Origin of the sequence: Labedaea rhizosphaerae, assembly GCF_004362825.1 — a bacterium.
Taxonomy (GTDB): Bacteria; Actinomycetota; Actinomycetes; order Mycobacteriales; family Pseudonocardiaceae; genus Labedaea; species Labedaea rhizosphaerae.
In genome coordinates this window covers 26,406-47,253 of record NZ_SNXZ01000010.1, presented here as the reverse complement: position 1 = coordinate 47,253, position 20,848 = coordinate 26,406, and the positions used below count along the sequence as shown (strand labels likewise).

28 protein-coding genes are annotated in these 20,848 nt (G+C 70.5%); 9 read left to right on the top strand and 19 right to left on the bottom strand.

All coding sequences use genetic code 11. From position 1 onward, the window contains the following. Positions 1 to 2: 2 nt before the first annotated feature. On the bottom strand, positions 3 to 128 hold the full coding sequence (locus tag EV186_RS40635; RefSeq protein WP_279538357.1) for a hypothetical protein: 126 nt from the start codon (positions 126 to 128) through the stop codon (positions 3 to 5). Next, complete coding sequence (locus EV186_RS39695) at positions 125 to 757, bottom strand: DUF7426 family protein (RefSeq protein WP_208115967.1); 633 nt, start codon at positions 755 to 757, stop codon at positions 125 to 127. Before EV186_RS39695 ends, EV186_RS40635 begins: the two co-directional genes overlap by 4 nt. 160 nt (positions 758 to 917) lie before the next feature. Here EV186_RS39695 and EV186_RS36175 point away from each other — a divergent pair, with 160 nt between their 5' ends. Next, positions 918 to 1,199: a hypothetical protein gene (locus tag EV186_RS36175; protein WP_133854052.1), complete on the top strand. Its 282-nt coding sequence runs from the start codon at positions 918 to 920 to the stop codon at positions 1,197 to 1,199. Positions 1,200 to 1,367: 168 nt separating this feature from the next. On the opposite strand, the gene EV186_RS36170 is transcribed toward EV186_RS36175, so the two are convergent. Both EV186_RS36170 and EV186_RS39255 read right to left on the bottom strand, forming a co-directional pair. Then, complete coding sequence (locus tag EV186_RS36170; protein ID WP_133854051.1) at positions 1,368 to 1,760, bottom strand: hypothetical protein; 393 nt, start codon at positions 1,758 to 1,760, stop codon at positions 1,368 to 1,370. 44 nt (positions 1,761 to 1,804) lie between these two features. After that, positions 1,805 to 1,966, bottom strand: a complete 162-nt coding sequence (locus EV186_RS39255; protein ID WP_166659493.1) for a hypothetical protein — start codon at positions 1,964 to 1,966, stop codon at positions 1,805 to 1,807. Between the two features lie 196 nt (positions 1,967 to 2,162). Between EV186_RS39255 and EV186_RS36165 the strand changes: the two genes are divergently transcribed. Continuing rightward, positions 2,163 to 2,918 (top strand): GntR family transcriptional regulator, encoded by a 756-nt coding sequence (locus EV186_RS36165; RefSeq protein ID WP_133854050.1) that lies wholly within the window; start codon positions 2,163 to 2,165, stop codon positions 2,916 to 2,918. A gap of 10 nt (positions 2,919 to 2,928) precedes the next feature. Here EV186_RS36165 and EV186_RS36160 read toward each other — a convergent pair whose 3' ends face one another. The 6 genes from EV186_RS36160 to EV186_RS36135 all read right to left on the bottom strand — a co-directional run bounded on the left by EV186_RS36160 (position 2,929) and on the right by EV186_RS36135 (position 6,023). Next, complete coding sequence (locus EV186_RS36160) at positions 2,929 to 3,117, bottom strand: hypothetical protein (RefSeq protein ID WP_133854049.1); 189 nt, start codon at positions 3,115 to 3,117, stop codon at positions 2,929 to 2,931. A 66-nt stretch (positions 3,118 to 3,183) separates the two neighbouring features. After that, positions 3,184 to 3,825 (bottom strand): helix-turn-helix transcriptional regulator, encoded by a 642-nt coding sequence (locus EV186_RS36155; RefSeq protein ID WP_133854048.1) that lies wholly within the window; start codon positions 3,823 to 3,825, stop codon positions 3,184 to 3,186. A 178-nt stretch (positions 3,826 to 4,003) separates the two neighbouring features. Further along, positions 4,004 to 5,035 carry an AAA family ATPase gene (locus EV186_RS36150; RefSeq protein WP_133854047.1) on the bottom strand — a complete coding sequence of 344 codons (1,032 nt, stop codon included), beginning with the start codon at positions 5,033 to 5,035 and terminating at the stop codon, positions 4,004 to 4,006. Continuing rightward, positions 5,035 to 5,310, bottom strand: a complete 276-nt coding sequence (locus EV186_RS36145) for a hypothetical protein (RefSeq protein ID WP_133854046.1) — start codon at positions 5,308 to 5,310, stop codon at positions 5,035 to 5,037. The genes EV186_RS36150 and EV186_RS36145 overlap by 1 nt, the downstream gene beginning before the upstream one ends. A gap of 270 nt (positions 5,311 to 5,580) precedes the next feature. Next, on the bottom strand, positions 5,581 to 5,802 hold the full coding sequence (locus EV186_RS36140) for a helix-turn-helix domain-containing protein (protein ID WP_133854045.1): 222 nt from the start codon (positions 5,800 to 5,802) through the stop codon (positions 5,581 to 5,583). Then, positions 5,799 to 6,023 carry a DNA-binding protein gene (locus EV186_RS36135; RefSeq protein WP_133854044.1) on the bottom strand — a complete coding sequence of 75 codons (225 nt, stop codon included), beginning with the start codon at positions 6,021 to 6,023 and terminating at the stop codon, positions 5,799 to 5,801. Before EV186_RS36135 ends, EV186_RS36140 begins: the two co-directional genes overlap by 4 nt. A gap of 135 nt (positions 6,024 to 6,158) precedes the next feature. On the opposite strand from EV186_RS36135, the gene EV186_RS36130 reads away from it, so the two are divergent. Together EV186_RS36130 and EV186_RS36125 are read left to right on the top strand one after the other, a co-directional pair. Continuing rightward, positions 6,159 to 6,803 (top strand): helix-turn-helix domain-containing protein, encoded by a 645-nt coding sequence (locus EV186_RS36130; protein ID WP_133854043.1) that lies wholly within the window; start codon positions 6,159 to 6,161, stop codon positions 6,801 to 6,803. Beyond that, positions 6,800 to 8,212: a tyrosine-type recombinase/integrase gene (locus EV186_RS36125; protein WP_133854042.1), complete on the top strand. Its 1,413-nt coding sequence runs from the start codon at positions 6,800 to 6,802 to the stop codon at positions 8,210 to 8,212. The genes EV186_RS36130 and EV186_RS36125 overlap by 4 nt, the downstream gene beginning before the upstream one ends. Positions 8,213 to 8,350: 138 nt before the next feature. Here EV186_RS36125 and EV186_RS36120 read toward each other — a convergent pair whose 3' ends face one another. From EV186_RS36120 to cmk, 5 genes are all read right to left on the bottom strand, one after another. Beyond that, positions 8,351 to 9,502: a sensor histidine kinase gene (locus tag EV186_RS36120; protein WP_243754506.1), complete on the bottom strand. Its 1,152-nt coding sequence runs from the start codon at positions 9,500 to 9,502 to the stop codon at positions 8,351 to 8,353. Further along, the gene (locus EV186_RS36115) at positions 9,499 to 10,149 is read right to left on the bottom strand and encodes a response regulator (RefSeq protein WP_133854041.1); all 651 of its coding nucleotides are present in this window, start codon (positions 10,147 to 10,149) and stop codon (positions 9,499 to 9,501) included. The genes EV186_RS36120 and EV186_RS36115 overlap by 4 nt, the downstream gene beginning before the upstream one ends. Positions 10,150 to 10,227: 78 nt before the next feature. Continuing rightward, positions 10,228 to 11,655, bottom strand: a complete 1,428-nt coding sequence (gene der / locus EV186_RS36110; protein WP_133854040.1) for a ribosome biogenesis GTPase Der — start codon at positions 11,653 to 11,655, stop codon at positions 10,228 to 10,230. Further along, a complete protein-coding gene (locus tag EV186_RS36105; protein WP_133854039.1) occupies positions 11,648 to 12,301 on the bottom strand; it encodes a lysophospholipid acyltransferase family protein in 654 nt (217 codons plus the stop codon). Before EV186_RS36105 ends, der begins: the two co-directional genes overlap by 8 nt. Next, positions 12,298 to 13,071: a (d)CMP kinase gene (cmk, locus tag EV186_RS36100; RefSeq protein WP_133854038.1), complete on the bottom strand. Its 774-nt coding sequence runs from the start codon at positions 13,069 to 13,071 to the stop codon at positions 12,298 to 12,300. Before cmk ends, EV186_RS36105 begins: the two co-directional genes overlap by 4 nt. Positions 13,072 to 13,123: 52 nt before the next feature. Here cmk and EV186_RS36095 point away from each other — a divergent pair, with 52 nt between their 5' ends. The 4 genes from EV186_RS36095 to EV186_RS36080 are packed head-to-tail and all read left to right on the top strand — an operon-like array spanning position 13,124 to position 15,492. Beyond that, a complete protein-coding gene (locus EV186_RS36095) occupies positions 13,124 to 13,600 on the top strand; it encodes a GNAT family N-acetyltransferase (protein WP_208115966.1) in 477 nt (158 codons plus the stop codon). A gap of 9 nt (positions 13,601 to 13,609) precedes the next feature. Then, complete coding sequence (locus tag EV186_RS36090) at positions 13,610 to 14,092, top strand: cation:proton antiporter regulatory subunit (RefSeq protein WP_133854037.1); 483 nt, start codon at positions 13,610 to 13,612, stop codon at positions 14,090 to 14,092. 5 nt (positions 14,093 to 14,097) lie between these two features. Further along, positions 14,098 to 15,267, top strand: coding sequence for a cation:proton antiporter (locus tag EV186_RS36085; protein WP_133854036.1), 1,170 nt, complete (start codon positions 14,098 to 14,100; stop codon positions 15,265 to 15,267). Positions 15,268 to 15,288: 21 nt separating this feature from the next. Then, positions 15,289 to 15,492, top strand: coding sequence for a DUF1737 domain-containing protein (locus EV186_RS36080; RefSeq protein WP_133854035.1), 204 nt, complete (start codon positions 15,289 to 15,291; stop codon positions 15,490 to 15,492). Here the strand turns inward: EV186_RS36080 and EV186_RS36075 are convergent. Then, on the bottom strand, positions 15,452 to 16,834 hold the full coding sequence (locus tag EV186_RS36075) for an MFS transporter (RefSeq protein WP_208115965.1): 1,383 nt from the start codon (positions 16,832 to 16,834) through the stop codon (positions 15,452 to 15,454). The genes EV186_RS36080 and EV186_RS36075 overlap by 41 nt on opposite strands. 55 nt (positions 16,835 to 16,889) lie before the next feature. Between EV186_RS36075 and EV186_RS36070 the strand changes: the two genes are divergently transcribed. After that, on the top strand, positions 16,890 to 17,453 hold the full coding sequence (locus tag EV186_RS36070; protein WP_133854034.1) for a GNAT family N-acetyltransferase: 564 nt from the start codon (positions 16,890 to 16,892) through the stop codon (positions 17,451 to 17,453). 481 nt (positions 17,454 to 17,934) lie between these two features. Here EV186_RS36070 and EV186_RS36065 read toward each other — a convergent pair whose 3' ends face one another. The 3 genes from EV186_RS36065 to scpB all read right to left on the bottom strand — a co-directional run bounded on the left by EV186_RS36065 (position 17,935) and on the right by scpB (position 20,472). After that, positions 17,935 to 19,080: a DUF1015 family protein gene (locus EV186_RS36065; RefSeq protein ID WP_133854033.1), complete on the bottom strand. Its 1,146-nt coding sequence runs from the start codon at positions 19,078 to 19,080 to the stop codon at positions 17,935 to 17,937. Further along, positions 19,077 to 19,820: a pseudouridine synthase gene (locus EV186_RS36060; protein WP_133854032.1), complete on the bottom strand. Its 744-nt coding sequence runs from the start codon at positions 19,818 to 19,820 to the stop codon at positions 19,077 to 19,079. Before EV186_RS36060 ends, EV186_RS36065 begins: the two co-directional genes overlap by 4 nt. Before the next feature lie 88 nt (positions 19,821 to 19,908). After that, positions 19,909 to 20,472: an SMC-Scp complex subunit ScpB gene (gene scpB, locus EV186_RS36055; protein ID WP_424984047.1), complete on the bottom strand. Its 564-nt coding sequence runs from the start codon at positions 20,470 to 20,472 to the stop codon at positions 19,909 to 19,911. Positions 20,473 to 20,848: the final 376 nt, after the last annotated feature.

Below are 20,848 nucleotides of genomic sequence, written 5' to 3'. Positions count from 1 at the left end.
CGTCACCCCTCCCGGCTTAGACCGAGTGCCGCGTCGATGCCCTCGACGGTGGCTTCCTCGGGTGGCTTCTCGGCCGGCGCGAGCTTGCGCCACAGCCGGGCCTCGGACGGCAAACCCCACAGCCTCACCTCGAACCACCGCCAGGTGTGTCCGTCGAGGGCTTCCGACGACGCGAGGTCGACGGCGTAGTGGGCGTGGAATCCGGCCTCGACGAGTCCCCAGGCTTCGAGGACGTCGACCCAGTCGAACGGCGCCGGTTCGTCCCTGTTGAACTCTTCCGCGTTGACGACCCAGCCGTTTTCGTCGATGCGGAGGCCGGTACTTTTGGGTCGGGGCCGTCCTTCCCGCCGTCCGACAACTTGCCAACCCAGTAGTCGGCCGCGGCTTCCTCGCCCCACATGAGCCAGAGCAAGACGGTCTTGCGGACGTGCTCGACCTCGTCGACGGTGAGGCCGTCGGCGATGAACTCGTCGCGACGTTCGGGCGTCACCAGCTGCTCGAGGACGTGGCGGTACTCGTCGTCATCGAGGGTCACGACCTCGGGGTCCGGGTCTTCGCCGGCGTCGAGCGCAGCTTGGTAGAGGGCCTGCGCGACGCGCATCCTGGTGATCAGGAGACCCGCCCGAAAGCTGATCTTTCCCGCGTCGAACCGGTAGGTCTTGCCGTTGATCGGCAGCTCGAGGGCGCGCGCGTGCGTCTCGTCCGTGAAGTGTTTCAGTTCCCGCAGGTCAGGGAACGGGTTCGATGTGTGTGCCACGGCGTCCAGGGTCGTGGGTGCGTGTCATCCCTCCCCTGCGCCGCCGCAACGCGCGCCATGGTCGGTGATCGGTGAACAGAGCCCACGGCCGCTCAGGTGCATCGACTGGCCTGGTGATCTCGGTGTGGTCTCTGGCGGCGCAGGGTGGGACGCTGCTGGCATGGCAGACGAACGCACCCCGCCGGAGAAGCGCCTCCATGCGCAGGCGGCGGCGAACACGTCGTGGGCGCGTACGCCCAACCGGGCGGCCCGGACAGCCGCAGGGCGCGCCGCCGCCGACGAGAGGTTCGAACGTCTGGTGGACCCGGACGGCGTGATGGACCCGATAGCGCGGGCCAAAGCCGCCGAGTCGGCGAGGAAAGCGCACTACCAGACGATGGCGGCTAAGTCTGTCGCTGCTCGCCGTCGACAAGCCAAACGCAGAGCGGGCACCGCCGAGTGACCCCGCTCGCCGGCAGGTCGGCCCGCGCCCAAGATCCACACAGCGCGGGAACGTAGCGGCGTACCCGGCGGCCGAACGCGAGCCGGGTGTGGTTGATGTCCACGGCGTGCGCCTCCTCGAGGCGGAACGCGTCGCGGTGCCAGTGCGTGGTATCCGACACGGGCCCACCTACCGCGCGCAGTTCGGGCAGCGATCCCAGTCCGCCCAGTCGAACCACACCGTGCGCGTCCTGTCGAGCAGGTGCTGGCGGATCAGCAGCGCCGGCCGTCCGCACGCGCCCTGGAAGACCTGCAGCGGGTGGTCGTCGACCGACGAGAGCGGCTCGGCGTCGTCGGGGATGCGGTGTAGAAGCTCGACACCCCAACGCAGATCAATTCCCCACCGGTCTTGCGGGGCCGTGCCCGGCTCGGCTCCTACGGGGGAGGAGGGGTGTGCCGAGCCGGACACGACGTTCTGGGTGGCGGCGTCCACGATGATCGGCGTGGGCCGCCGGACCGCGGGCGAGGTGCAGACTGCCGGCCGCGGCCTGGGGTAGCCGGCGCGTCGTTCGCTGCGCACCATGAGGCGGGACCGGAGTCGGATGATCGGGTGCCAGGCCACGACCGTTACCTAGCTTCCAGCTGGCGCAGGGCGTCGGTGAACGCCTGCGACATCCAGCGCAGCTCGTCGACGTTGAGGCGAACCACCTCGCCGGGCGGGGTCTGGACGTACAGCTCAAGCTCGGCGGCGGGGATGGACACGGTGACCTCGCGGCGCCGTCCTGCCACGTCACGGCATGACAGGGTCTGCTTCCACGGGTCGGCCACAGCCCCCACGCTCCCACTGGTAATGACGTCTTGTCCACCTCCACTACAGCAGCGTGACGCCAACTGGTCAATACCAGTTGGGGAATCTCAGCCCGTCGGGTTAACGGTCGGTAGTGTGTGCACCCATCAGGACGTCACGACCAGCCGGAGGAGGGGCGTGATCGACAAGGAGTCGGGTGTCCCGGCTTACCGGCAGGTCGCGGACACCCTGCGCGACCGCGTTGCGACTGGCCAGTACCCGCCCGGTCACCAGGTGCCATCCGAGCGCGACCTCGTCGACGAGTTCGGCGTGTCCCGGCCAACGATCCGGCAGGCCATCGAGTTGCTGCGCAGCGACGGCGTTCTTGTCGCCGAGCACGGCCGCGGCATCTTCGTTCGGCAACGCCCCACGGTGCGCAGGCTCGCCCGCAACCGGCTGTCCCGTGCAGCCCGCGACGCCGGCCGCGGTGCGTTCCTGGCCGATGCCGACGAGGGCGGTTGGACGCCGTCCGTGTCGGTGCGGATCAGGTTCGAGCCAGCGGCGGGCCGGGTAGCTGAGCTTCTCCAGCTCGCGCCTGGCGCCGAGGTAACCATCCGAGACAGGATCATGCGTGCCGACGGCGAACCGGTTCAGCTCGCCGTGTCCCATCTCCCGCGCGAGCTGACCCAGGGCACCGTCCTGGAGGACGTCGACACCGGGGACGGCGGCACCTACGCCCGACTTGAGGAGGCGGGCCACCGTCTCCGGTTCGAGGAGCTGGTTGGCGCGCGCATGCCGACCAGCGAGGAACGCACCCAGCTCGGTCTTACCCGCGGCACGCCGGTGCTCACGGTGACGCGGGTAGCGACGTCCAGCGGCCGGCCGGTCGAGGTGACCGAGATGGTGATGTCCGCGGACCTCTACGAACTGCTGTATGACGTCAGCGGCGACTGACCAGCCTCGGTCAGTTCGCCACGGCGGCGTCCATCTGCGCGCGGGCCGCGGCCAGCGCCGCGTGCGCGCTGGCTCGGGCGGCCAGGCCGACGACAGCCGGGTCTCGGGGCGTCTTGGTGGCCGACTCGTCGAGCAGTCGCGCCGCTTCGGCGTAATGCTCGGCGGACGTGAGTTGTGCTGCTGAGGTCACGGACTTCATGCGGAGAACGTCGCCCCTCCCCCACCACGGCGTTACCGCCGGACAACCTTGCGACCACATGTCCCATCAGCCCTGCTCGCCGGGGGTGGCCTTTGTTGGCGGTACAGAGGGTCGGGGTCCACGGATCGCCTCCAGCCGGGCGATCTCCTTGCCCAGGCGCTCGACCTCCTTCAACGCGAACGCGTCCCGCCGTGCCTTCCTGGCCTCCGCACGGTCACGCCTCGGCGTCAGCTGGCGTCGCTGCCACTCGCGCCCCGAGTCGGCCGCCAACCGGTTGAGGGTCGAGCGCTCCCCCTTGCGCCGTTCGGCGTTGGCCGCGCCGGGCAGCAAGGCGGTGACCAGCCGCCGTACCGTTCGCGTCTCCGGCCGGCGACCGCCGGTCTCAAGGTGGGCCACCATCTCCCGGCTCAGGTCGGCGCGGCGCGCGAGCGCCTCCTGCGTCAGCCCGACCTCATCGCGAAGCGCGCGAAGGTGCGTGCCGAACCCTGTGGCCAGGTGCTCCCGCTCGTCGTCGTCAGGCACGCCGCAGCGGCACGCCGGGAGGTGCTGACCGGGCGGGCAGCGGTCTTTCTGTGAACCAACGCGTGCGCGCGGGACGCGCGCGCCTGACGGCACGTGCCCGTTCTGCTGATCGGGGTCGGGCTTGCGGTTGCCGGGGTGGCTGGTCATCGGGTTGTCCTCCGGGCGTTTGCTGCGGTCCCTGTGCACCTGTCCCCTCCCTGGAGGGAGGTGGGAGGGGACAGGTGCACAAGGTGGGACTGTCCGGTCTGTCCGCCACCTGTCCGGGACAGGTCCGACGTGCGGTTTTGGGTCGCGTGTGGACGGTCGGCGGACAGGTCAGCTCCTGTCCGGGAGCTCGAACCTGTCCCGGACAGGTTCGAGGTCGTCATGCGGCGCTCTCAGCACGGTCCTTGCGGTACTTGATCGCGGCCGCGAGCGTTCCGTTGGAGCACTGGAAGCCGACCGCGTTGAGCACGCTGCGGCACTTGTCGCGGCCGTGCTCCTCCGGCACGCCGCGGCGGTCGAGTTCGTCAACGACGGCCATGATTCCGGCGTCGACGCCGGCCTCTCCGGTGATCTCGTGCCGTAGCGGCGAGAACCGCCGCTCGAGTCGCACGGACTCGGGCGAGTGCGGCGTCCGGGCTGCGATCCGGTCGAGCTGGAACGTGGTGTGACCGGTCTTGGCGAGCTTCCAGACGACATCCACGTCGGATGACTTCGCGGACGATCCGCGCTGCCCTTGCCCCTCGTCCTTGCCGGCATGGTCCAGCCTGATGACGGTGATGCGCCGGGCCTTGAGGGGCGCGAGGGCGTGCCGGTAGAGGGCATGGAAGGTGTCGGAGTCGTTCTCCTTGCCCGCGATCACGCGGGACACAGTGTCGATCACGACGAGTTCAGCCTTGTAGTGCTCTGCCGCGGCGAGTAGCTCTTGGCCGCCGCGCATGGAGTCCAGCGCGGCGAGGCCGGGGAAGCTCAGGTAGTGCAGCCGGCCGGCCAGGTCGTCCGGCGTGTACCCGAACGCGTTCAACCGTTCGACGAGATCGGCGGTGGAGTTCTCCATGTCCACATAGAGCACGTGCATCGGCGGCCGCGGCGCGCAGCCGAGGGCCGATCGCCCGGTCGCCAGTGCGGCCACCATGTCCAGGGTGACGAGGCTCTTGCCGACCTTGGGCGGCGAGTACAGCGCGTACAGCCTGCCCTGTTCGATGACCGGCTCTACGAGCCACTGCACGTCGTCAGGGGTCTGCTCCCACACTTCGTGCCAGTTGACCTCGGGGAACAGCGTGGAGACATCCCCGGCGTCTCGCGGATCGTCCGGCACGAAGTCGCCCCCTGCTTCGATCTCGGCGAGTGACGGCATGCCGGCGTACGGGTCATCCCACTCGCGGGCCGCATATGGATCTTCGAGGTCGGCCATCAGAACCGCGGCACGTCGTCGAGGTTGGCCATGGTCAGTTCGTAGGCGACGCGGGCTTCCCGCCACGCGTTCGGCAGGTGCCGTTCCAGGTACTGAATGGCGTCGAGGTTGCCTTCGATTTGGACGTGCTGGGCCGCGAACGTGGCGGCGGCGAGTTCGTGGATGTTCGGGAGGTCCAGGATCGGCGCGTCCCCGACGATCACTCGGACGCGCCGACCTTCGATGCTGCGCCGCGGGACGTCGAGGTAGCCGCCGTCTGCACGGATCGTGACCACGCTGGACAGGGCGGGGACTGCGGGCGTCCCGGCCCTGGCGCGCGTCGGGACCTGTGACACGGTCTGTGCATGCTGAACGGGAGCGTTGTGTTGGCGTTCAGGGTCTCGAAGCCCCGGCGAGCTGGTCACCGCCGGGGCTTCGGCTTGTGTGACCAAGTTCGAGTTGACCATTGTGTGTTGGCCTTCCTAGTCGCGCCAGCCGCCTGGGGAGGGGAAGCGGCGCGGCGAGGTTGCTGTGGTTGTCGTAAAGCGGCTGGTCAGGCCACTTGATCAAGCAGCCGGGTCGAGCCCGACGGCACGCCGGAGGTCATTGGTCGGAACCCTCCAGCGACAGCCGAGCTTGAGCACCCGGACGCCGAGTTCGCCGCGGCGGGCGAGGTCGTAGGCCAGATCTCTGGAGACGCCGAGCACTCTTGCCGCCTCCGGGATGGAGACGGTGGCGTCGGCTCGCGCGAGGATGTCGACCCCGCGTGCCGCGGGCGGGGTGCTCACGCGGCGAGCCCAAGAACGCGGCGCAGATCCGCAGTCGGGACGACGACCCGCGTGCCCAGTTTCAGCACCCTGATCCCGTCCGTGAGCTGGCCCGACTTCGCGAGTTCATAGGCCAGCCCGCGCGAGATGCTCAGGGCCTTTGCTGCGACTTCCATGGACACGGTCGGACCAGCCGCGCTTAGCACGTCGATCGGCTGGACATCGGTGATCGGTCTACCCATGGCAGGGCTACCTCCACTTCGAAGTGCTGCCTGCCAGCACTTCGGATAGAACCGTACCACGTCGATGTACTGGACACCAGCACGTCGCTGTGACACGCTGGGCCGGGCCGGACCAAATGGACGGATGGAGACCAGGTGGGCAGCAAGCAACTCCGCGTTGACGCGAACGGGTGGATCGTCGACGACGACGCTCCCCGACCCATGGCGTTCGGTGCGGTCGTCGGGGAGAACGTCCAGCGCATCCGCACGGCACAAGGCATGACACAGACCGCACTCGCGAAGTTGTTGAGCGCCAACGGTGATCCGTGGACGAAGGGCAACGTCGCGAGCTTGGAGCGCGGCGCGCGGCCACGGATCACGGATGCCGAACTTGCGCAACTGGCCGGCACGCTCAACGTTCCACTCCCCTCGCTGTACGAAGGAAGTGGCGAGATGAGAACCGGCGCCGGCACGACGATCAAGCGCGAGGCTTGGCGCGAAGCGTTGTCCGGTCGAAAGCCTCCGACGCTGACCATCGACGACCCAGACGCGCTTGTGGCCCACGTTTCAGCCGGGCCGCCGGACTTCGTCGCCTTCGAGATCGCCGACCGGCTCGGCGTCACTGCGCATGCTGTCGCCACCGCTGCCGCTGGACTGTTCGGCCACTCGGCAACGGTCGAGCACGCCCGGCGCGTGGGAACGTTTGACGACCCGACGTCACAGTCCGCCGCGGTGAAGCGTGGGAACGTAACTCGCCAACTGGTGGATGAGATCAACGTCAAGATCAGGGAGACCGAATGAGCAAGGGACGGGTGTACCGAAGATGCGCATGCCGCGACGAAGCCGGAAAGCAGCTCGGCAAGGCGTGCCCCAAGCTTGCAGCAGACCGGAAGCACGGCCAGTGGTACTACGCGGTCGATGTGCCCACAGTGGACGGACGGCGCAAGACGGTGCGCCGATCACGGGATGGCGGCGGTAGGTTTCCCACGAAGAAGGCCGCCGAAAGCGCACTCAGCGAGCTGCTCAAGCGCCTTGGGATCGGCGTCGAGATCAACGACCGGGAGACCGTCGCGGCGTTCCTAACCGGCTGGGTCGGGGACATGCGCCTCGCGCTCAAGCCCAGCACCATGCTCAACTACGGGCGGTACGTGAACCTCGACATCATCCCCGCCATCGGCGCGATCAAGCTGGAGCAGTTGCGGCACAACCACGTTCAGGCGTTCCGTGACGACCTGATGGCCGCCGGCCGCGGCGCGGTGACCGTGGACCGCATCCTGTCGACGCTGTCGAGCGCGATGAGCGACGCCGTCGAGCAGCGACGGCTGCCCTACAACCCGGTCGAGCACGTGAGACGGCCGCCGGCGAAAGCCGTCGAGCGGCTGCCGTGGGACGCAGGCCAGTTCGCCCTGTTCTTCCAGCACGCGAAGGCTGACCGGATGGTGTACCTGTTCGAGACGATCGCCGGGTGCGCGCTCCGTCGCGGCGAGGCACTGGCGTTGAGATGGTCGGACATCGACCTCGACGCGCGGGCGCTCAAGGTCCGACGCACCCTGTCGGACGTCAACGGCGCACTGGTCTTCACGGCGCCCAAGACCGACGGGTCGGCGGCCAGCGTCGGCCTGTCGCAGCGCGTCGTCGAGGCGCTCAAGGCTCAGCGTGCCCTGTTGGAGCTGGAGCGGGCCCAGTGGGGCGCCGAGTACCAGGACAACGATCTCGTCTTCCCGCGCGAGGACGGCGCGCCACTCCGGCCGAAGCGGGTGCTGAGGCACTTCCGGTCGATCACCAACCGAGCGCGCCGGGCGCGGCAGATCGCCGACTACCAGCGGGCGCACCCTGAGCTGTCCGAGGCCGAGGCGCTCGAGGGGTTGAAGACGGCCACGATGCCCGACCCACTGCCGGAGATCCGCGTCCACGACCTCCGGCACGGCGCGGCGACCATGCTCCTCGCCGAAGGCGTCCCGCTCGCCGTCGTGTCGAAGATGCTGCGCCACACGAAGGTGTCGACGACCGTCGACCTGTACGGGCACCTCCTCCACGACGTCGCGCTCAACGCGGCCGACGCCATGGCGTCGAGCCTCGACGCGGCCGCCGCCGAGCTGGAGGCGATGCGGACTGCTGAGACCACCTTGCGACCACAACGGCCGGCAGGCGCGCCTGCGGGCTCGCGATCCACGGCGAACCCGCAGGTCAGCGACGGCGGTCGCCTGTAGACCTCGTCGCGGTGGCCTCTGACCCCCAGGCAAAGGCCCCAGGCAAAAGCCCTCACACAAAGGAGCAGGGACCCGCTTGCGCGAATCCCTGCTTTCCCCTCGGCCCTTGCCTCCGCACCCACGCGGCGACGTTCCGCATCATGATGCAGCGACGGAGTCGCCACCACCGCCGATGGTGGACTGCTCCTTACCAACTTTCGTCGGGTTCGCTGGTAGCTCGGCCCGCAGCACGAAACCGCCGTCGGCGGCCCGGCCGGACTGCAGGATGCCGCCGGCGCTGTGCACGCGTTCGGCCAGCCCTTCCAGGCCCGTCCCGCCGTTGCGGTCGACGGGCTCCGGGATCACCGACGGGCCGTTCGACACCGTGACGACGATCTTGGCGCGCTCGCGGTTGACCTGCACGGACACCTCGGCGCCCGGCGCGTGCCGGGCCGCGTTGGTGAGCGCCTCCTGGACCACGCGGTAGGCCGCGCGGGCCACCGGCGGCAGCGGCTCCTCGCCGTTTGTGCCGTCCTCGAGGGTCACCGACAGGCCGGCGTCGCGGGCCCGGTCGATCAGCTCCGGCAGGTCGATCAGGCCGCGGGGCGTCCGGTCGGCGTTGAGCAGGCCCAGCGCCGCCCGCATTTCGGCGAGCGACTCCTTCGCGAGCTCCCGCAACCGTTTGGCGATCGCGCGGGCCCGCGGGTCGGTGGTCGTGGCGGCGAGCGCGGCGGACTGGACGGCGATCAACGTGGCGTGGTGGCCGACGGCGTCGTGGATCTCGCGGGCGATGCGGGCGCGTTCCTGGGCGCGCGCGTTGTCCAGGCGCGCCTCCATCTCCGATTCCCGCGCCTTGCGTAGCTCGGTGAGGCTTTCGGTCAGCTCGCGGCGCACGCGCAGCAACGCACCCAGCGCGGCCGGCGCGCCCGCGGTCAACGTCACGAACGCGATCGACAGGATCGCGTCCGGCACCGGCAGCGATTCCTTGAGCTGCACCGGGAGGTATGAGCAGAGCACCGCGAACACGACCCAGGGCACGACGTAACGCACCCGGGTCGAGCACCGGCCGAGCCGGAACATCGCGACCAGCACCGGCGCCCAGCCCAGGCCGCCGACCAACGCGGGCCCGCAGGCCAGCATGGCCAGCCACGGCCAGGCCAACCGCACGGGGAGCAACGCGCACGCGATCAGCGCCACCGGCGTGGCGAGCGGCCACCACGTCGGGTGCGACATCAGCACCACGGCCATCGGGCAGCCGACCGCGAGGACTTCGACCAGGGTCAGCCGGAGCCAGCGCGGCAGCCGGGTCACGACGCACCACCCTGGACCCGCTGCACGAACAGCGCCGCCTGCACGCGGTTCGACACCCCCAGTTTGGTCAGCAACGCCGACACGTAGCTCTTCACGGTCGCCTCGGTCAGGCCCAGCTCGGCGGCGATCCCGGCGTTCGACTGGCCGCACGCGACCAGGTTGAGCACCTGGCGTTCGCGCCCGCTCAACGCGTCGAGCAGTTGCGCTTCACGCAGCCGTCCGCCCGCCAGCTGCATCCGGGGCAGCAGCCGTGCGGTGATCCGCGGGTCGAGCACGGCGCCGCCCGCTGCGAGGTCGAGCACGGCGCGGACCAGCGCGTCGGGTTCGGCGTCCTTGAGCAGGAAGCCCTGCGCGCCGAGCTCGAGCGCCTGGGCGACATACTCGTCGAGGTCGAACGTGGTCAGCACGGCCGCGACCGGCGGGTCGGGTTGCTGCGCGAGCACGCGCAACGCGCCGAGGCCGTCGAGCACCGGCATCTGCACGTCGATCAGCGCGACGTCGGGCTGGTGCCGCTCCACGGCGTCGAGCAGCTTCTGGCCGTCACCGACGTCGGCGACCACGTCGACCCGGTCGTCGGCCTCCAGCAGCACCTTCAGCCCGGCACGCAGGAGCGGCTCGTCGTCGGCGAGCACGACCCGCACCCCCACGCCGTGCCTCCCCTGACCAGGTGCCGGGCCGTTCCCGACTCCACGCCAGCGTAACCGGCCGGTCACGGACCGACCTGCCTACTTCCGGGGGCGCTTCTCCCGAACTCGCACCGAAATGCGCACGGGGCTGCCGGTGAACCCGAACGTCTCGCGGAACTTGCGCTCGATGAACCGGCGGTAGCCGGCCTCGAGGAAGCCGGAGGTGAACAGGACGACGGTCGGCGGGCGGATCGCCGCCTGCGTGGCGAAGAGGATCTTCGGCTGCTTGCCGCCGCGCACCGGCGGCGGGGTGGCCGCGACCAGGTCGGAGAGCCAGCCGTTGAGCTGCCCGGTCGGCACACGGGTGTCCCACGAGGTCAGCGCGGTGCGCAAGGCGGGCGCCAGCTTGCGCACGGCGCGGCCGGTCAGCGCGGACACGTTGATCCGCTCCGCCCACGGCACCCGCACCAGACCGCGTTCCAGCTCGCGTTCCAGCTGGTGGCGCCGGTCCTCGTCGACGAGGTCCCACTTGTTCAACGCGAGCACGCACGCGCGCCCGGCCTCGACGATCATGGTCAGCACGCGCAGGTCCTGCTCGCTGATCGGCTCGCTCGCGTCGAGCAAGACGATCACGACCTCCGCCGCGTCGATCGCCGCCTTGGTGCGCAGTGATGCGTAGTACTCGGCGCCGCTCGCGGTGTTGACGCGCTTGCGCAGGCCCGCCGTGTCGACGAAGCGCCACACCTCGCCGTCCAGCTCGACCAGCGAGTCGACCGGGTCCACGGTGGTCCCGGCCACCGAGTCGACGACCGCGCGCTGCTCGCCGGTGAGCCGGTTGAGCAGGCTGGACTTGCCGACGTTGGGCTTGCCGACCAGCGCGACCCGGCGCGGGCCGCCCTTGCCGCCGAAGGTCTCCCGTGGCGTCGTGGGCAGGGCGTCGAGGATGGCGTCGAGGAGGTCGCCGGAGCTGCGCCCGTGCAAGGCGCTGACCGGACGCGGCTCGCCGAGGCCCAGCGACCACAGCGATGCGGTGTCGGCGAGCAGCCGGTCGTCGTCGACCTTGTTGGCGGCCAGCAGGACCGGGCGCTTCGAGCGGCGCAGCACCCGCGCGACGGCCTCGTCGGTCGCCGTGGCGCCGACGGTCGCGTCGACGACGAGCAGCACCGCATCCGCGCTCTTCATCGCGTACTCGGCCTGCGCGGCGACCGCGCCCTGCAGGCCGTCCACGCCGGGCTCCCAGCCGCCGGTGTCGACCACGGTGAACCGGCGGCCGTTCCACAACGCGTCGTAGGAGACCCGGTCGCGGGTCACGCCGGGCACGTCCTGCACCACGGCCTCGCGTCGGCCGAGGATCCGGTTGACCAAAGTGGACTTGCCGACGTTGGGCCTGCCGACCACGGCGAGTGTCGGCACCGGAACCGGTGCCTGCTCCCCCGTCGCGTCGACGTCGGCGTCGAACGCGGCCCACTCGGTCTCGTCGGACCAGGTCCCGTCCAGCGAGCCGGCGGTGTCATCAATCTCAGTCATCGTTCCCACGCATGCCGTCGAGTTCACGCACCAGCTTGGCCAGCGTGGCGCGGATGAGTTCCGTTCCTTCGGCGAGCCCTGCTCGCCCCTTGTCGATCTCCGGGTCGAACGGCGCACCCGCGAGCAGGTCCACCACCGGCCGGAACCGGCGTCGCGATCCCTCGGGTCGCAACGTGCCCCGGGTCGCGATCGGCTGCACCCGCGCGCCGGTCGCCCGGGCCAGCCACGCCGCACCCTGCTGGGCCGCCGCCACGTCGCCGCTGCCCCGCGTGCCCTCCGGGAACACGCCGATCGCACCGCCCGCCCGCAACACACCGGTGGCCGTGCTCAGCGCCGCCCGGTCGGCGGCGCCGCGGCGGATCGGGATCTGCCCGATGCCCCGCAGCGCCTTGCCGGCCACACCGCGGAACAACTCCTCCTTGACGAGGAACGACGCATCCCTCGGCAACATTCCGAACAGCAGCTGCGGCTCGATCATCGTGCTGTGGTTCGCGACCACCACCAGCGGCCCGGTCACCGGGATCAGCTCCCAGCCGTGCCTGCGGATCCGGTAGGCGGGCAGGTAGAGGTGCGCGCCGATCCACCGGCCGAGCGCGAGCAGCCCCGTCGAGGTCCCCGGCGGCAGCGGCGCGGGCCCGGCTGTCACCGGCCACCGGCCTCACAGGCTTGCCCCCGCAGCCCGCGCTCGTCGAGCAGGCCGACCAGCCGGTTCAGCACCCCGTTGATGTCGAGCGCCGTGGTGTCCAGCTCCACCGCGTCGTGCGCGGGGCGCAGCGGCGAGGTGGTCCGGGTGGAGTCGAGCCGGTCGCGGCGCTCGACGTCCTTGCGGGTCTCGGCGATGGTCGCGTTGCGCCCGGACGCGGCGTCCTGCCTGGTCCGACGCCCGGCACGGGCATCGGCCGACGCGGTCAGGTAGACCTTCAGCGGCGCGTCCGGGGCGACGACCGTGCCGATGTCGCGGCCCTCGACGACGATCCCGCCGAGCCGCCGCACGACGTCGGTGATGATCGACCGCTGGCGGGCGACCATCAGCTCGCGCACCCGCGGCACCGCCGAGACGGCGGAGACGTTGAGCGTCACCTCGGGCCCGCGGATCTCGACGGTGACGTCGTCGTCGCCGATGCGCACCTGCGCGGCGGCCGGGCTGTCGCCGATGTGCAGGTCGGTGCGTTCGGCGATCGCGGCGACGGCGTCGTCGTCGGACGGGTCGACGCCGGCCCGCAGCACAGCGACCGTGATCGCCCGGTACATGGCGCCGGTGTCCAGGTAACCCGCGCCGAGCTTGCCCGCGAGACGGCGCGCGACCGTGGACTTGCCGGTGCCCGAGGGCCCGTCGAGAGCGACGACACCACGCAACTGGCCAGGTGCCACGCGCTTTCCTCCAGTTCGGGCCGGACGGGGTTTCCAACGCTCCATTCTGCCTGGTCGCCCGACCGGCCCGGACAGGCACCCGACTTACACTCCGCTTGTGCTGCTGCGCCCGATCTCCCCGGCCGACCTGCCGGAACTGCTGACCGTCAACAACGCCGCCGTGCCCAACGTGAACGAACTCGACGCCGGCCGGTTCGCCGAACTGGGCGGCATGGCCGAACTGGCCACCGTCGCCACCGACGGCGACACGCTGCTCGGCTTCGTGCTGGCGATGGCCGAGGGCGCCGACTACGACAGCGCGAACTACCTGTGGTTCAGCGCGCGCTACCCGCGGTTCCTGTACGTGGACCGGGTGATCGTCGCCGAGTCCGGGCGCGGCGCGGGCACCGGGACGGCGCTCTACAAGGCCGTGTTCGACCACGCCGGGCCCGGGGTGCCGGTCACGTGCGAGGTGAACGTGCGCCCACCCAACGAGGGGTCGATGCGCTTCCACCTGCGGCACGGGTTCACCGAGGTGGGGCGGCAGGACACGGAGGGCGGCACGAAAACGGTCGCACTGCTCGCCGCGGGTTAGCCTGGGGTCGTGAACGTCGATGTGACCCCTTTGCCCGGTATCGGCACGCGCCAGGACTTCTCGACCCGCGAGGGCCGCCGGATCGGCGTGATCGCCCACCGGGACGGGCACTTCGAGCTCATCGTGTCCAAAGTGGACGACCCGGACACGTGCACGGCGTCGGTGCCGTTGAGCGCCGAGGAGGCGGGCGCACTGGCCAACCTGCTGGGCGCGCCGATGCTGGTCGCCCAGCTCGCCGAGCAGCAGAGCGACATCCAGGGCGTCACCACCAAGCAGTTCCCGCTGGCCCCCGGCTCGCCCTACGACGGGCGCACGCTGGGCGACACGGCCATGCGCACGCGCACCGCCGCTTCCCTGGTCGCCGTGGTCCGCTCCGGCACGGTGCACGCGTCGCCGCGGCCGGACTTCACCTTCGCGGGCGGTGACCTGCTGGTGGTCGTCGGCACGGCGAAGGGCTTGGCCGCGGCCGCCGACCTCCTCGAGCACGGCTGAGCCCCGTGGAGCACACCGCGGTCTCCCTGATCGAGCTCGGAGCCGTGTTCTTCGGCTTGGGCATGCTCGGCAAGCTGGCGTGGAAGGTCGGCATCTCCCCCATCCCGCTGTACCTGATCGGCGGGCTCGTCTTCGGCAGCGGCGGATTGCTGCCGCTGGACGGCATCGACGAGTTCGCCCAGCTCAGCAGCGAGATCGGCGTCATCTTGCTGTTGCTGTTGCTGGGCCTGGAGTACAGCGCGGACGAACTCTTCACCGGGCTGCGCCGCTCGTGGACCGCGGGGCTGGTCGACCTGGTGCTCAACGGGCTGCCCGGCGCCGCGTGCGCGTTGATCCTGGGCTGGGGACCGGTCGGCGCGCTGGCGATGGCCGGGGTCACCTACATCTCGTCGTCGGGGATCATCGCGAAGGTCCTCGGCGAGCTCGGCCGGCTGGGCAACCGCGAGACACCGGTCGTGTTGTCGGTGCTGGTGTTCGAGGACCTCGTGATGGCGGTGTACCTGCCGATCCTCACCGCCGTCCTGGCCGGTGCGACGCTGATCGGCGGCCTGACCGCCGTGGGTGTGTCGCTGGTCGTGATCACGATCGTGCTCGTGATCGCGTTGCGGTTCGGCCGGATCGTGTCGGCCATCGTGGACAGTCCCGACCCCGAGGTGTTCCTCCTGCGCGTGCTCGGCGCCGCGTTGCTGGTCGCCGGGGTCGCCGCGCAGCTGCAGGTGTCGGCCGCGGTCGGCGCGTTCCTGCTCGGCATCGCGATCTCCGGCTCGACGGCCGAGAACGCGACGCGCATGCTCGAACCGTTGCGCGACTTGTTCGCCGCGCTCTTCTTCGTGGTGTTCGGCCTGAACACCGACCCGAGCACGATCCCGCCGGTGCTGGTCGCGGCCGTGCTCCTTGCGGTGGTGACGACGCTGACGAAGGTCGTGACCGGCTGGTGGGCGGCGGCGCGCCAGGGGATCGGGCGGATGGGCCGGGCGCGTGCGGGAGCGGCGCTGGTGGCGCGCGGCGAGTTCTCGATCGTGATCGCGGGGCTCGCGGTGGCCGCAGGCGCGGTCGCGCACGAACTCGCGGCGCTGGCCACCGCCTACGTGCTGCTGATGGCGATCATCGGGCCGTTGACCGCACGGTTCGTGGAGCCGCTGGCGACCGCGTTGCGCAGGCGCCAACCCGCCTGATCGCGTGGCAAGATCGGTGCTGTGACCGGATCCGGATTTCCGCAGCCGCCGCCCAACGGCCTGCCCCGCTACCGTCTGCTGTCCGGGCCCGACGACGAGAACTTCTGCCGCCGCGTCAGCGAGGCGATGACCCTCGGGTTCGAGCTGCACGGCGGCCCGACCGCGACGTTCGACGGCAACAGCGTCATCGTCTGTCAGGCGCTGGTGTGGCCCGCTCGGGATTGACGATCCCGAACCACGAGACCACCCCGCCCGCGACGAGCAGCACGGCGATGAGCACCAGCGCGCGGTGGAACCCGGCCAGGGTGAGCACGGGGCCCGTGACGAGCCCGGTCAGCGCGACCGCGACCAGCCCGGCGACCCGCGCCACCGCGTTGTTCACCGCGGACGCGATGCCCGCGGTCTCCTCGGGGACGCTGCCCAGGATGGCCGACGTCAACGGCGCGACCGTCATGCTGAGGCCGAGCCCGAAGACGAGGATGCCCGGCAGCAACTGGGTCCAGTAGTTCATGTCCTCGCGCGTCACCAGCATCAGCAGGAACCCGGCCGCGCCGACGAGCGGGCCCGCGGTCATGAAGAACCGCGGCCCGTAGCGACCGGCGAGCGCGCCGAACCGGCCCGACCCGACGAACATGATCGCCGTCACCGGCACCATCACGAAACCGGCGACCAGCGCGCTGTAGTGCGCCACCTGCTGCAGCGTGATGACGACGATGAACGTGGCGATCGTCAAGCCCGCGTAGATGGCGATGGTGGCGAGGTTGCCGAACGCGACGTTGCGCTCCCGGAACATCGACAGCGGCAGCATGGGCGCGCGCGTGCGCCGCTCGACCCAGAGGAACGCCAGGAACACCAGGCCGCCCACGATCAGCGGTACCCAGACCAGTGGGTGACGCCAGCCGCGACTCGGCTCCTCGATCAGGGCGTAGACCGGGCCGGCGAGGCCGATCGCGCAGAGGATCGCGCCGGGCAGGTCGACCTTCGTCTCGCTGCGGGTCACCTCGCGGAGTTCGAGCCCGCGCAACATGTACAGCGTGACCGCGACCGGCACGACGTTGATCGCGAAGATCCACTGCCAGGACGCGATGCCGACCAGCAGCCCGCCGAGCAGCGGCCCGATCACCGCGGAGATCGTCGTCCAGCCCGTCCACGTGCCGATCGCCTTGCTTTGGGCGGCACCGCTGAACGCGCTGACGATCAACGCCAGCGAACTCGGCACCAGCATCGCGCCCGCGATGCCCTGCAACGCCCGGCCGATGATCAGCATGACGCCGTTCTGCGCGAGCGCGCAGAACCCCGACGTGATGCCGAACCAGTAGAGCCCGATGACGAGGATTCGCTTGCGCCCGAACAGGTCCGAGAGCGACCCGGCGATCAGGATGACCGAGCCGAGGGTGATGAGGTAGGCGTCGACCGTCCACTGCTGCGTGCTGAGCCCGCCGCCGAGGTCGCCGCTGATGGCCGGGAGCGCCACGTTCACGATGAACCCGTCGAGCCCGCTGACGAACGAGGCCAGGATGGCGATCGTCAACGTCAGCCGCTGCGTGCCGGTCATCTCATCGGTCATGGGGCGAACGGTATCCCGGTCCACCGACACGCTTCGGCGCTATACAGTCCGCCGGGTGTTCGAACTCTCCCTGGGCGCCGACGGTGCCGTGCTGCGGCCACTCGAGCCGTGGCACGCTGCCGAGTTCCTGGCCCACGTCGACCGCGGCCGCGAGTTCATCGGCCGGTTCATCGGCCTGGCCGACGCGGTGGCCGACCTGGCCGCGAGCAAAGCAGTCCTGCGGAACTACGCGGACAAAGCGGCCACCGACACCGGGCGCATCTACGGCATCTGGCTCGACGGCACCCTCGTCGGCGGGGTGCTCTTCCGCACGATGGACGTCGAGCAGGGCACGGCCGAGGCGGGCTGCTGGCTGGAGCCGTCGGCCGTGGGCAAGGGTCTCGTGACCCGGGCCGCGCGGGTGATCATCGACTGGGCGGTGCGGGAGCGGGGGATCCACCGGGTCGAGTGGCGGGTAGCGTCAGGCAACGAGGCGAGCATCGCGGTGGCTCGCCGGTTGGGCATGAAGCTGGATGGCGTGTTGCGGGGCAACTACCTCCACCACGGCGTACGGCACGACACCGAGGTGTGGTCGGTGCTTGCTGACGAGTGGCGCGCATTGGCTGAGGCTGGCGCGTAGGGCTCGCTGGTCTGTGGTGGGTGCGCTGAATTGCTAGCATCGCTAGAAAACCTAGCGTTGCTAGCCGCCTGGAATTGCCTGCAAGGCGTTGCCGGTCGCCCACCCCGAGCCGCGCTTATATCTAGCAGCGCTAGCAAACTAGCGTTGCCAGCAAAACTAGCGTTGCTAGCGCCGCCAAGAAATGGACTCCGCCACCCACCGACCAGCCGCGGGCCTCAGCCGCGGGCCTCAGCCGCGGGCCTCAGCCGCGGGCCTCAGCCGCGGGCCTCAGCCGCGGGCCTCAAGCTAGCAAAGCTAGCAAAACTAGCATTGCTAGCTATGGCTGATCGGCTTCAACGGCTTTGCCACCGGCCGAGCAAGGGGCCATACCTAGCGGTGCTAGGAAAACTAGCTTTGCTAGCCATGGGCCGATCGGCTTCAACGGTTTTGCCATCCGCCAAACATGAGGCGATGTCTAGCAGTGCTAGGAAAGCTAGCTCTGCTAGAGATGCAGGTCGGCGAGGAGCAGGCCGCTGCGGGGCTTGGGCTGGAAGTACGTGCACTTGCGCGGCATCGTGCGTCCGGCCGCGTGGACCGCGAGCAGCTCGGCCAAGGACACCGGGGCCAGCATCAGCAGCGCGTCCGCGTCCGGACCGGGATCGGCACCGGCCGGGATCGGGCGGACGTGGTCGCCTTCCGGGTCGAGGCCGAGCGCGTCGGCGAGCAGGACCCGCTCGACGGTCGCGTGGTCGATGTGCGGGCCAGGCCCGTCGGGGACCGGTAACACGACCTCGATCGCACCGTCGCCGGCGCGCGCCACCACGACTCCCGGCCGCGGCTCCCCCGCCGGGTCGACGGTCAGCCCGGCGGCACGCCACGCCCTCTCGAGATCCGCCAGCGTCTTGCCGGTGCCGGCCAGCACCCGGTGGAACGCGCCGATCCGCAGGTCCGGCCCGCCGGTGATCAACGCGAGCAGCTTGCCGGTGCCCGACGCCGCGGCCACGCGGTGGTTGCCGTCGGCGACCAGGAGCGGGCGCCTGCCCGCGAGCTCCAGCAGCGCCTGGCGTTCGCCGCCGGGGCCGAGCAGCCAAAGCCGGTGCGCCCGACCGGCTGCGTCTTTTGCCTGCACGGCAGGCGATCCCGCGCGTCCGATGGCGGCGGTGACCGCCTCGGTCAGCACGTCGCCATCGGTCACGGGCACGAGCATGGCGGCGCTGGTCGCGCAGCCGAGCCCGGCGAGCGCGGCGGCACGCTCAGCGACCACGGCCGGGTAGACCTCTTCGCTGTGCCGCACGCGCAGGGTGCCGTCGACGTCGACCGCGGCCGGGTCGACCAGGCAGAGCAGGCCGCACGCCGACGCGTCCGGACCGTCCACTTGGTACAAGGCGACCACATTGGACACTTCGTCGTAGTGCTCGTCACGCAGAGCGTGCAACGCTTCTCGCGCGGCGGGGAGCGCTTCGTCCAACGTCGCGCCTTTGGCCAACGCCGCCGGAGTCCGCTGCGGGTGTTGCACCGCGAGCAGACCGCCGATCCCCGTCGCGAGGGCACCGGTGATGGCGACCGGGTCGGCGAACTCGTCCACGTCGGGGCCGGGGACTTCACCGCGGACCACCCAGCCACGGGCGATGGGCTCGATCCAGGTCACAGGTCCACCGCGGCGTAGAGCGAGCCGATCTCCTCGTTGTTCAGGGCGCGCATCGAGCCGGGCCGCTGGTTGCCCAGCGCCACGTCGCCGATCTTGGTGCGGATCAGCCGGCGCACCGGGTGCCCGACCTCGGCGAGCAGCCTGCGCACGATGTGCTTGCGTCCCTCGTGCAGCACGACCTCGACCATGGCCTTGCCCGCGGTCATGTCGATCACGCGGAACTTGTCGGCCGTGGCCAGACCGTCCTCGAGTTCGACGCCTGCACGCAGCCGGCGGCCGAGGTCGCGCGGGATCGGCCCGGGCACTTCGGCCATGTAGGTCTTGAAGACCTCGTAGGACGGGTGCATGAGCCGGTGCGCGAGATCGCCGTCGTTGGTGAGGAGCAGCAGCCCCTCGGTGTCGGCGTCCAGGCGGCCGACGTGGAAGAGCCGGTCGCCGCGTTCACGCACGTAGTCGCCGACACAGGGTCGCCCGCGGTCGTCGGTCATCGTGGAGTGCACGCCGCGCGGCTTGTTCAACGCGAGGTAGACCAGGTCGTCCCGCACGATGATCCGCGTCCCGTCGACCCGGATGACGGCGGTCTCGGGATCGACCCGCCGCCCGAGCTCGGTGACCGTGCGCCCGTCGACGCTCACCCGCCCCTCGACGATCATCTCCTCCGCCACCCGCCGCGACGCGACCCCGGCCTTGGCGAGCACCTTCTGCAGGCGCACGCCCTCCGGTGCGGGTCCGTCGGACATCGTTTCTCCCTGCTGGTGCTGCGGAATGTAGGAACAACGCAGAGTATCAACGAGCCAGGTGGGCCACCGCTTCCCGCCAGCGCTGCGCTCACATGTCGTCGATCGCGTCCACTTCGGGGAGCAGCGGCGCCAGCGGGGGCAGGTCTTCCAACGACGACAACCCGAGGCGCTCCAGGAACAATTCCGTGGTGCGGTAGAGGTTGCCGCCCGTTTCCTGGTCGGTGCCGGTCTCCTCGATGAGGCCGCGGGCGAGCAGCGTGCGGATGACACCGTCGACGTTGACGCCGCGGACCGCCGCCACCCGCGACCGGGTGACCGGCTGGCGGTACGCGATCACGGCGAGGGTTTCGAGGGCGGCCCGGGTGAGCTTGGCGCGCTGGCCGTCGAGGAGCAGCTTCTCCACGAACGGCGCGAACCGATCGCGCGTGTAGAACCGCCAGCCACCGCCCGTGCGTCGCAGGTCGATGCCGCTGCCGGCCTCGGTGTAGCGCTCGGCGATGCGCTCGATCACCTCGCGGGTGCGCTCGACCGGCTCCTCCAGGGCATCGGCGATGGCCTCCACCTCGATCGGCGAATCGACCACGAGCAGCAGCGCCTCGACCGCGCCCTGCAGGTCGCGGTCGTTGGTGAGGTCGGGCAAGTCGGAGGCCACCGGCAGGGGTCCGGCGGCGGCTTCCGGAACATCGGCAAGAGATCCGGCGGACTCGGTGCCATCAGTGCCATCGGCAGGCTCGGCGCCCTCGGCCGATTCGGTGCCATCACCCGGCTTGGCGCCAGCGGCAAACTCAGCGCCGGCGGCAGACTCGGCCTCCTCGGCTGTGCCGACCTCATCAGCGGACCCGGCATCGTCGCCAGAATCCGCCAACTCGGGCACGCCGCCTTCGGCGGACTCGGCCGCCGCAGCTCCGGCTTCGGGTTCGCTAGCAGCGCTAGGTTCGCTAGCAGCGCTAGGTTCGCTAGCAGCGCTAGGTTCGCTAGCAGCGCTAGGTTCGCTAGCAGCGCTAGGTTCGCTAGCAGCGCTAGGTTCG